10 protein-coding genes and 1 riboswitch are annotated in these 9,540 nt (G+C 71.7%); of the genes, 9 read left to right on the forward strand and 1 reads right to left on the reverse strand.

Features of this window, described 5'->3' with window-relative positions:
• The first annotated feature begins 17 nt into the window (after nt 1–17).
• The 8 genes from ACFXA3_RS24100 (at nt 18) to ACFXA3_RS24135 (ending at nt 7,155) form a co-directional block, all read left to right on the forward strand.
• Nucleotides 18–926, forward strand: coding sequence for a DUF881 domain-containing protein (locus ACFXA3_RS24100; RefSeq protein WP_385189996.1), 909 nt, complete (start codon nt 18–20; stop codon nt 924–926).
• A complete protein-coding gene (locus ACFXA3_RS24105) occupies nt 923–1,255 on the forward strand; it encodes a small basic family protein (protein WP_030158423.1) in 333 nt (110 codons plus the stop codon). The genes ACFXA3_RS24100 and ACFXA3_RS24105 overlap by 4 nt, the downstream gene beginning before the upstream one ends.
• A 5-nt stretch (nt 1,256–1,260) precedes the next feature.
• A complete protein-coding gene (locus ACFXA3_RS24110; RefSeq protein ID WP_385189976.1) occupies nt 1,261–2,205 on the forward strand; it encodes a DUF881 domain-containing protein in 945 nt (314 codons plus the stop codon).
• Between the two features lie 130 nt (nt 2,206–2,335).
• A complete protein-coding gene (locus tag ACFXA3_RS24115; protein WP_385189979.1) occupies nt 2,336–3,232 on the forward strand; it encodes an FHA domain-containing protein in 897 nt (298 codons plus the stop codon).
• A gap of 19 nt (nt 3,233–3,251) precedes the next feature.
• Nucleotides 3,252–4,025, forward strand: a complete 774-nt coding sequence (locus tag ACFXA3_RS24120) for a MerR family transcriptional regulator (RefSeq protein WP_385189982.1) — start codon at nt 3,252–3,254, stop codon at nt 4,023–4,025.
• A gap of 64 nt (nt 4,026–4,089) precedes the next feature.
• Nucleotides 4,090–4,563, forward strand: a complete 474-nt coding sequence (locus ACFXA3_RS24125) for a bifunctional nuclease family protein (protein ID WP_030009777.1) — start codon at nt 4,090–4,092, stop codon at nt 4,561–4,563.
• Nucleotides 4,564–4,742: 179 nt separating this feature from the next.
• The gene (locus ACFXA3_RS24130; RefSeq protein WP_385189985.1) at nt 4,743–5,381 is read left to right on the forward strand and encodes a MerR family transcriptional regulator; all 639 of its coding nucleotides are present in this window, start codon (nt 4,743–4,745) and stop codon (nt 5,379–5,381) included.
• A gap of 79 nt (nt 5,382–5,460) precedes the next feature.
• Entirely contained in the window at nt 5,461–7,155 is a 1,695-nt protein-coding gene (locus ACFXA3_RS24135; RefSeq protein WP_385189988.1) for a DNA polymerase IV, read from the forward strand.
• Between the two features lie 39 nt (nt 7,156–7,194).
• Here ACFXA3_RS24135 and ACFXA3_RS24140 read toward each other — a convergent pair whose 3' ends face one another.
• Nucleotides 7,195–7,566 (reverse strand): PRC-barrel domain-containing protein, encoded by a 372-nt coding sequence (locus ACFXA3_RS24140; RefSeq protein ID WP_385189990.1) that lies wholly within the window; start codon nt 7,564–7,566, stop codon nt 7,195–7,197.
• Between the two features lie 113 nt (nt 7,567–7,679).
• A riboswitch (glycine riboswitch) is annotated at nt 7,680–7,778 on the forward strand.
• 198 nt (nt 7,779–7,976) lie between these two features.
• Between ACFXA3_RS24140 and gcvPA the strand changes: the two genes are divergently transcribed.
• Nucleotides 7,977–9,540, forward strand: a 1,564-nt coding sequence (gene gcvPA / locus ACFXA3_RS24145) for an aminomethyl-transferring glycine dehydrogenase subunit GcvPA (RefSeq protein WP_385189993.1), incomplete at its 3' end; no start/stop codon positions are given.

A 9,540-nucleotide genomic window follows, 5' to 3' on the forward strand; every position in this document is an offset into this window, starting at 1 on the left:
GGCTGCGACATGCGACGATGAGCGGCATGTCGCAGCCGCCCCACAACCGGAGTCCGGCGCCGGCGCCTCCCGCGCGTCCGGACGCATCCATGTCGCTGCTGACGCACGTGATGGACCACAGCCTCGACGAGGGTTATGCGGAAGCGTCGGCCCGGCGCGAGGCGGAGGGTACGGCGGGTCTGCCCCGCACCCTCAAGGCCAAGCTGGCGCTCGCCGCCGGGCTCGTGCTCGCCGCCATGGTCGTCACGCTGGGTGCCGCACAGGCGCGGATAGCCGCGCCGGTGCTGGCCAAGGAGCGCCAGGAGCTGATCGACCGGGTACAGCGGGCCGACGAGCACGCGGACGGCCTGGAGCGGGACATCGAGCGGCTGCGGGAGGACGTCGCGAGCCGCCAGCGCGCGGCGCTGAAGCAGCAGGGCGGCGACCAGGGACAGCTCGTGGCGCTGCTGTCGGGTGCGACGGAGGTCCGCGGGCCGGGGGTCAAGCTGGTCGTGGACGACGCCAAGGGCTCCTCGTCGGGCGGCGGCGGCAAGCCGCGCGAGAACGCCGGCTTCTCGGACACCGGGCGGCTGCGCGACCGGGACATGCAGAAGATCGTCAACGGCCTGTGGCAGTCGGGGGCCGAGGCCATCTCGATCAACGGGCAGCGGCTGACGGCGTTGTCGGCGATCAGGGCCGCGGGTGACGCGATACTGGTCGACAACAGGCCGCTGGTGCCTCCGTACGAGGTGCTGGCGGTGGGGGACAAGAAACGGCTGGGGACCGCGTTCCAGGACTCCGCGGACGGCCAGTACCTGCACGCCCTGCAGGAGAACTACGGGATCCGCGCCGCCCTGTCCCCGTCGGACGACCTGCGGCTGCCGGCCGCGTCGAGCCTGACCGTACGTACAGCCACAGCAGAAGAGCCGAAGAAGGGTGCATCGTGATCGCGGTACTGGGCCTGGTGGCCGGAGTGGTGGTCGGACTTCTGGTCCGGCCCGAAGTGCCGGCCGTCGTCGAGCCTTATCTGCCGATCGCCGTGGTGGCGGCGCTGGACGCGGTCTTCGGCGGTCTGCGCGCGATGCTGGACGGGATCTTCGTCGACAAGGTCTTCGTGGTGTCGTTCCTGTCGAACGTGGTCGTCGCGGCGCTGATCGTCTTCCTCGGTGACAAGCTGGGCGTCGGCTCGCAGCTCTCCACCGGTGTGGTCGTCGTCCTCGGCATCCGCATCTTCTCCAACGCCGCGGCCATCCGCCGGCACGTGTTCCGGGCGTGAGGCCGATGAGTACGAACGACAATCCGCCCGAGGAGCCGATGGGCTCGGAGCTGCCGCCGCAGGACGAGCCGGAGCAGGGCGCGCGGCGGGAGGCGCGGCCCGGCGGGCCGGCTCAGCCCTCCCCGCCGGCCCGGCCCGCCGGGCCCGCGGAGCCGGGCGAGACCGCCGTGCCCGGCGCGCCGGCCCCGGCTGCCTCGGCTTCCGCGCCGGCCTCGCCCACCGCGCCCGTACAGACCGGCCGGCAGCGGCTGGCGGAGGGGCTGTGGCCGCCGCGCGTGAGCCGGGCCCAACTGATCGTCGCGCTGCTCCTGTTCGTCCTCGGGCTGGGCCTCGCCATCCAGGTCCGCTCGAACAGCGACTCCAGCGCGCTGCGCGGGGCCCGCCAGGAGGACCTCGTACGGATCCTCGACGAGCTCGACGGGCGGACCAAGCGCCTGGAGGACGAGAAGCAGCGGCTGGAGGACCAGCGCAAGGAGCTGGAGAGCAGCTCCAACCAGGCGGAGGAGGCCCGTCGGCAGACCGTCGAGAAGGAACGCCAACTCGGGATCCTGGCCGGTACGGTGGCGGCGCAGGGGCCGGGCATCACGCTGAAGATCACCGATCCCAAGGGCCAGGTGCAGTCGGACCAGCTGCTGGACACCCTCCAGGAGCTCCGGGCGGCCGGGGCCGAGGCGATCCAGATCAACGGTGTGCGCATCGTCGCGAGCTCGTTCTTCTCGGACGAGGGCGGCGGGGTCGGCATCGACGGTAAGAAGATCACACAGCCTTATGAGTTCAGGGTGATCGGCAAGCCGCAGGATCTGGAGCCCGCCCTGAACATCCCCGGCGGTGTCGTGCAGACGCTGGAGAAGGAACAGGCCACCGTCGCCGTCACACGGTCGGCGAAGATCGTTGTGGATGCCTTGCGGGCTGCGAAGCAGCCTGACTACGCTCGGTCGTCATCGTCGTGACGCGGGACGGGGCGCGGAACGTCTCACGCGGGCTGATGCCTGCGGGGGGTCGGCGCACTGAAGTCGTGCCGCGTGGTGGAAACTGTCTGGTGGTTACGGACGTTGTGAGAATGTCCGGGTCGGCAGGTGTGTGCATTCGGAGTTCGTCCTGCCCCACGGGCGGGTCTGTTTCGTTCAAGGGGAATCGCCCGTGAAGTTGTTTGAGAAGTTGTTCGGCAAGAAGAACCGCGAGGAAAGCGGTGCGGCCAGGCACCGTGCGGGGCAGGGGGAGGTGGAAGGTCCGGGCGACCGGCCGCTCTTCCGTGACGAGGTGGCCGGCGCGGGGGATGTTCCGGGTGCGCCCGGCGCGTCGTCTGTTGACCCTGCCGGTTCCGGACGCATAGGTTTCGGTGAACCATCAACCTCAAGTTCGGGTGGAGGGTTTGCCCCCGACCCGTATGCCACCAATGCCTCCGCGGGGCAGCCGCGGCGCGAGGAGCCGTCCATGTCGGCCGAGCAGGTTTGCAGCAGGTGCGGACACCGCAGCGATGCGGCCAGCCGGTTCTGCTCCAACTGCGGCGCGCCGCTGCGGGCGGGTCTGACGCCGGAGCGTGCCTCGGAGACCACGTCCACGATCTCGATCTCGGGCCTCGAGGCCTACGAGGCCGAGGTGTCGGGACAACAGCACGTGTCGTCCTCTCTGTCCCCCGAGGCCCAGGCCGCGGTGGAAGCTCTGCCTCCGGGTTCCGCCCTGCTGATCGTGCGGCGTGGCCCCAATTCCGGCAGCCGCTTCCTGCTGGACGGTGAACTGACCACGGCGGGCAGGCATCCGCAGAGCGACATCTTCCTGGACGACGTCACGGTCTCCCGGCGGCATGTCGAGTTCCGCAGGGGCCAGGAAGGCGGCTTCACCGTCTCCGACGTGGGCAGCCTCAACGGCACGTACGTGAACCGTGAGCCGATCGACTCGGTCGCCCTGCACAACGGCGACGAGGTGCAGATCGGCAAGTACCGGCTGGTCTTCTACGCGAGCCTGCGGGGCGTCTGACCCTTCAAGGGAAGGTCCCATGCTGCGTCCCCCCACCGGCGGTGCCCCGAAGAGCGGCACCGCCGGCAGCGTCGGCTCGGCCGGGCGGCTGGTGAGCATCGGTACGGTGCTCACCCTGCTGCGTGACGAGTTCCCCGAAGTCACCATCTCGAAGATCCGCTTCCTGGAGGCGGAGGGGCTCGTCGAGCCCCGGCGCACACCTTCCGGATACCGCAAGTTCAGCACCGAGGACGTCGAGCGGCTGGCCCGCATCCTGCGGTTGCAGCGGGATCACTACCTGCCGCTGAAAGTCATCCGGGACCAGCTCGACGCCCTCGCCCGGGGCGAGCAGATCCGGATCCCGGCGCCCACGGCGCACGGGGAATCCGCCGACCCCTCCGGACCCGCCGCCGTGTACGGCGAGGTGGGCCGGGACCGGCCGACCGCGGCCCGGGTGGGCCGCTCCGAGCTGCTCTCCGCCGCAGAGGTGGACGAGGTGCAGTTGGCCGAGTGGGAGTCGTACGGGCTGATCGGCGAGGCTCCGGGCGGCGGATACGACGCGGAGGCGGTCACCGTGGCCCGGCTGGTGGCGGATCTGGGCCGGTTCGGGCTGGAGCCGCGGCACCTGCGGGCCATGAAGGCCGCCGCGGATCGCGAGGCGGGCCTGGTGGAACAGGTCGTGGCACCCCTGCGGCGGCACCGCAACCCGCAGACCAGGGCGCACGCCGAGGCCACCTTGAAAGAGCTCGCAGGGCTGTCCGTACGGCTCCACGAGGCCTTGGTGCAGACCGCTCTCGGGGTCCGTCTGCACTGACCCCGATGATCTCCCGAGGGGGCCCGACTACCCAAACCTGCCGAGCAGGTCCTAGGGTTGCTGTGTGAACGAGCTCGACGTTGTGGGTGTCCGGGTGGAAATGCCCTCCAACCAACCGATCGTGCTCCTGCGTGAAGTGGGAGGCGACCGGTACCTCCCCATCTGGATCGGACCTGGGGAGGCGACCGCCATTGCCTTCGCACAACAGGGCATGGCCCCTGCCCGGCCGCTGACGCACGACCTGTTCAAGGACGTGCTGGAGGCGATCGGCGAGGAGCTCACCGAGGTCAGGATCACGGATCTGCGGGAGGGCGTCTTCTACGCGGAACTCGTCTTCGCCAGCGGGGTCGAGGTGAGCGCGCGGCCTTCCGACGCCATAGCGCTGGCCCTGCGTACGGGGACGCCGATCTACGGGAGCGACGGCGTGCTGGACGACGCCGGAATCGCCATTCCGGACGAGCAGGAGGACGAGGTGGAGAAGTTCCGCGAGTTCCTCGACCAGATCTCCCCGGAGGACTTCGGTACCGGGCCGCAGTGAGCCGTCGGCCGCTCCGTCCACGGGCCGTGACAGCCCATTCGGTTAGCCTTTCCCCGTCACAGGTCACGGGAAACCACTCTCAGGGTGATTATCACTCGGCGTGCCGAGTGTGGCGATCGTTGACGCACCCCTGGTGACTGCCTACCTTCGAGGGGGCAGGTCAAGGACGGAGGGTCGGCGTGAGAGTCACGGGCGACGGTACGACCGGGGGCATCCCCGTGCGGAGTGACGGTGGGCCGTACCCGCTCCACGGCAGTGCGGCCGGTTCCGCGCGCCGCCAGCCGGAAACGGTACCGGTCGCTCCGGTGGGCCCGGATCCGGCCCCCGAGCAGGTCGGCTACCGGGGACCGACCGCGTGCGCCGCGGCGGGCATCACGTACCGCCAACTCGACTACTGGGCGCGCACCGGGCTGGTGGAGCCCACGGTGCGCCCCGCGTACGGCTCCGGGACGCAGCGGCTCTACAGCTTCCGGGACGTCGTCGTCCTCAAGATCGTCAAGCGTTTCCTGGACACCGGGGTGGCGCTGCAGAGCATCCGGACCGCGGTCCAGCACCTGCGCGACCGCGGCTTCTCGGACCTGGAGCGCATGACGCTGATGAGCGACGGCGCCACCGTGTACGAGTGCACCTCGCCGGACCAGGTCGTCAGCCTGCTCCAGGGCGGGCAGGGCATCTTCGGCATCGCCGTGGGAGTCGTCTGGCGCGACGTCGAGAACGCACTGGCGCAGCTGCACGGCGAGAGGGTCGACACCGGCGAGACGGTGGTCGGCCACAACCCGACGGACGAGCTGGCGGCGCGGCGCAACCGGGCCGGTTGAGCACGGTCCCGGGCCGGCTCCCGGAGCCGCCGGGCGGCGCCCCGGCCGATTGTCGGTGGCATGAGGCAGCATCGGGGCTGTGAGAGCCGCGCCGACCATCCTGCACCTGGACATGGACGCCTTCTACGCCTCCGTGGAGCAGGCGTCGAAGCCGAGCCTGCGCGGCAAGGCCGTGATCGTCGGCGGCCTCGGACCGCGCGGGGTGGTCGCCACCGCCTCGTACGAGGCCCGGCGCTTCGGGGTGCACTCGGCGATGCCGATGGCCCAGGCGCGCAGGCTCTGCCCGAACGGCGCCTGCCTGATCCCGCGCTTCACCCTCTACCGGGCCGTCAGTGACGTGGTCATGGCCCTGCTGCGGGAGCTGTCGCCGCTCGTGGAGCCGCTCAGCCTGGACGAGGCGTTCGTGGACCTGGAGGCCGGTGGTACCGCCTTCGACGCGGAGACCGCCCTGGAGACCGGGCAGCGGCTGCGGGCGGCCATCCTGGCCGCGACCGGGCTCAGCGCGTCGGTGGGGCTGGCGGGGTCGAAGATGCTGGCGAAGGTGGCCTCGGAAGAGGCCAAGCCGGACGGGCTGCTGCTGATCGAACCGGGAACGGAGCGGGCCCTGCTCGCCCCGATGTCGGTGCGGACCCTGCCGGGCGTCGGGCCGGCGACCGGGGAGCACCTGCGGCGGGCCGGGATCACCACCGTGGGGGCGCTGGCCGAGGCCGGCGAGGACGAGCTGGTCCGGATGGTCGGCCGTTCGCACGGGGTGGGGCTCTACCGGTGGGCGCGGGGGCTGGACGACCGGCCGGTGGTCGCCGAGCGCGACGCGAAGTCCGTGTCCGTCGAGGACACCTTCGACGTGGACCTGCACGACCGGGTGCGGATCCGGGGCGAGGTGCAGCGGCTCGCCGACCGGTGCGTGGAGCGGCTGCGGGGTTCGGGGCACTCGGGGCGCACGATCGTGCTGAAGGTGCGGCGCTACGACTTCTCGACCCTGACGCGCTCGGAGACGCTGCGCGGGCCCACCGACGACCCCGCCGTGGTCCGGGAGGCCGCGGCACGGCTGCTGGAGGCGGTGGACACCACGGGCGGGGTGCGGCTGCTGGGCGTGGGCGTGACGGGCCTGGCCGACTACACGCAGGAGGACCTGTTCGCACAGTCCATGGCGTCGGAGGCGGCTGCCGGGGACCCCGCTGCGGCGGGCGGGGCCGCCGTGCCGGACGCGGCGGCGGAGGTCGAGGGGGCGGCAGGGCCGGGAGAGCGGGGAGAGCCGGCAGGGCCCGCAGGGCCGGAAGAGTCTGCCGGGGCTGCTGCGCCGGGTGGGTCTGCGGCGCCTGTGGGGCCCGTGGGGGCTCCCGAGGGCGCGCCGGCGTCCGTCACCCCGGAGCCCGCCCCGGAGCGGCGCTGGCCGGCCGGGAGCGACGTCCTGCACACCGTGTACGGGCCCGGGTGGGTACAGGGCAGCGGCGTCGGGCGGGTGACCGTGCGCTTCGAGCAGCCCGGATCGGCACCGGGCCGGGTGCGCACCTTCCGGGTGGAGGACCCCGAACTGGAGCCCTCCGACCCGCTGCCCCTCGTGGGAAAGCCCGAGCCGGAGGCCCGGGCTGAACCGGAAGCCCCGGCCGGGCCCGAAGCCCCGCCCCGTTCGGAAGCCCGGCCCGAGTCCGCCGCTCGGCCCGGGCCCGAAGCCCCGCCCCGTTCGGAAGCCCGGCCCGAGTCCGCTGCCCGGCCCGAGCCCGAAGCCCCGCCCCGTTCGGAAAACCGGCCCGAGCCCGAAGCACTGGCCTGAGTCCGCTGCCCGGCCCGAGCCGCCCCGGACCGGGGCCGCCTAGGTGGAGTCGTCGCCGTTCGCCAGGCGGCCGAAGTCGCGCCGGATGTCCGACGGGAGGGAGACGTCCAGCCCGTAGTGGTGGTAGAGCTGCAGCTCCTGCTCGGGGGAGAGGTGGCGGCCGACGCCGAAATCCGGGGCGTCCTTGATGAGGGAGCGCTCGAAGGGGACCCGCAGGGTGTCGTCGACGACCTCGCTCGGCTCCAGCGGGACGAAGGCGTCCCGGCTGAACAGGCCCGTTCGCACGGCCGCCCACTCGGGTACGCCCGTGGCATCGTCGAGGTAGACCTCGTCCACTGTGCCGATCTTGGTTCCGTTGCGGTCGAACGCCTTGCGGCCGATCAGGCTGCGCGGATCGATGTCGGTCTGCACGGTCCCTCCATATGGTCGCAACTCCTCCGTAATGACTACAGAAAGGCATTTCCGCAGCGGAGGCCACTCGAAGGAGGACCCGGAACCGCGCTGGTAGGCTGGGTGACGGCTGTTGACCCTGTGCGGGAGAGTCCTCCGAGTGAGCGTGACGGAGGCGCCGAAGGAGCAAATCCTCCCCGGAATCTCTCAGGCATACGTACCGCACGTGGTGAGGCCACTCTGGAAAGCAGGGGCGGGTGCCGGGCGCGCAGTGCCGGTTCCCCTCCTCACCGACGGTGAAAGCCGGAGTCCGCGGGTCACCCCCGTGCCTCCGGTGAAGCTCTCAGGTTGAGATGACAGAGGGGGAGGCCGTCCGGGTGCCCGCGCCGTGGTGCCCCTCGCAGGTCGTACGACCCAGGAGGCCTCCGTACATGACCGCCAACCGCATTCCGCTCTCCCAGCTGGAGCGAGGCATCCCCTTCGAGCAGCGCCACATCGGCCCGGATGCCGAGGCGCAGGCGAAGATGCTCGCCCACGTGGGCTACGGCTCGCTGGACGAACTGACCGCTGCCGCGGTACCGGATGTGATCAAGAGCGCCGAGGCGCTGAACCTGCCCGAGGCGCGGACCGAGGCCGAGGTGCTGGCGGAGCTGCGTTCGCTCGCCGACCGCAACCAGGTCCTGACCTCGATGATCGGTCTCGGCTACTACGGGACCTTCACCCCGCCGGTGATCCTGCGCAACGTCATGGAGAACCCCGCCTGGTACACGGCGTACACGCCCTACCAGCCGGAGATCTCGCAGGGCCGTCTCGAGGCGCTCCTCAACTTCCAGACCGTCGTCGCCGACCTCACCGGCCTGCCCACCTCCGGCGCCTCCCTGCTCGACGAGGGCACGGCGGCCGCCGAGGCCATGACGCTGGCCCGCCGCGTCGGCAAGTCCAAGGGCAACGTCTTCCTCGTCGACGCCGACGCGCTGCCCCAGACCATCGCCGTGATCGAGACCCGCGCCGAGCCGATCGGCATCGAGGTCGTCGTCGCCGACCTGTCCGAGGGCATCCCCGCCGAGGTCGCCGAGCGCGGCGTCTACGGCGTGCTCCTGCAGTACCCGGGTGCCTCAGGTGCCGTGCGGGACATCAAGCCGGTCATCGACCAGGCGCACGGGCTGGGTGCGATCGTCGCCGTCTCGGCGGACCTGCTCGCCCTGACCCTGCTGACCTCCCCGGGCGCGCTCGGCGCCGACATCGCCGTCGGCACCACCCAGCGCTTCGGCGTCCCGATGGGCTTCGGCGGCCCGCACGCCGGCTACATGGCCGTCCAGGACAAGCACGCCCGCTCGCTGCCGGGCCGCCTCGTCGGCGTCTCCGTCGACGCGGACGGCAACAAGGCGTACCGCCTGGCGCTGCAGACCCGTGAGCAGCACATCCGCCGTGAGAAGGCCACCAGCAACATCTGTACCGCGCAGGTGCTGCTCGCCGTCATGGCCGGCATGTACGCCGTCTACCACGGCCCGGACGGGCTGCGGACGATCGCCCGCCGCACCCACCGCTACGCGGCCCTGCTCGCGGCCGGTCTGACGGCCGGCGGGGTCGAGCTGGTGCACGGCTCGTACTTCGACACCGTCACCGCCCGGGTGCCCGGCAAGGCCGCCGAGGTCGTCGCCGCCGCCCGCGAGGGCGGGGTCAACCTGTTCCAGGTCGACGCCGACCACGTCTCCGTCTCCTGCGACGAGACGACGCTGCGCGCCGGCATCGAGGCCGTCTGGGCCGCCTTCGGCGTCACCGCGGACATCGAGGCCCTCGACGGGTCCACCGCGGACGCGCTGCCCGAGGGCCTGCTGCGCTCGGACGACTACCTGGCGCACCCGGTCTTCCACAGCCACCGCAGCGAGACCGCGATGCTGCGGTACCTGCGCAAGCTGGCGGACAAGGACTACGCGCTGGACCGCGGCATGATCCCGCTGGGCTCCTGCACCATGAAGCTCAACGCGACCACCG

The organism is Streptomyces sp. NPDC059456 (assembly GCF_042750055.1).
GTDB lineage: Bacteria > Actinomycetota > Actinomycetes > Streptomycetales > Streptomycetaceae > Streptomyces.

Excerpts from the sequence above, each read along its gene's own strand:
- ACFXA3_RS24120 (WP_385189982.1), top strand. The coding sequence starts at position 3,252 with ATGCTGCGTCCCCCCACCGGCGGTGCCCCGAAGAGCGGCACCGCCGGC.
- ACFXA3_RS24110 (WP_385189976.1), top strand. The coding sequence starts at position 1,261 with ATGAGTACGAACGACAATCCGCCCGAGGAGCCGATGGGCTCGGAGCTG.
- ACFXA3_RS24100 (WP_385189996.1), top strand. The coding sequence starts at position 18 with ATGAGCGGCATGTCGCAGCCGCCCCACAACCGGAGTCCGGCGCCGGCG.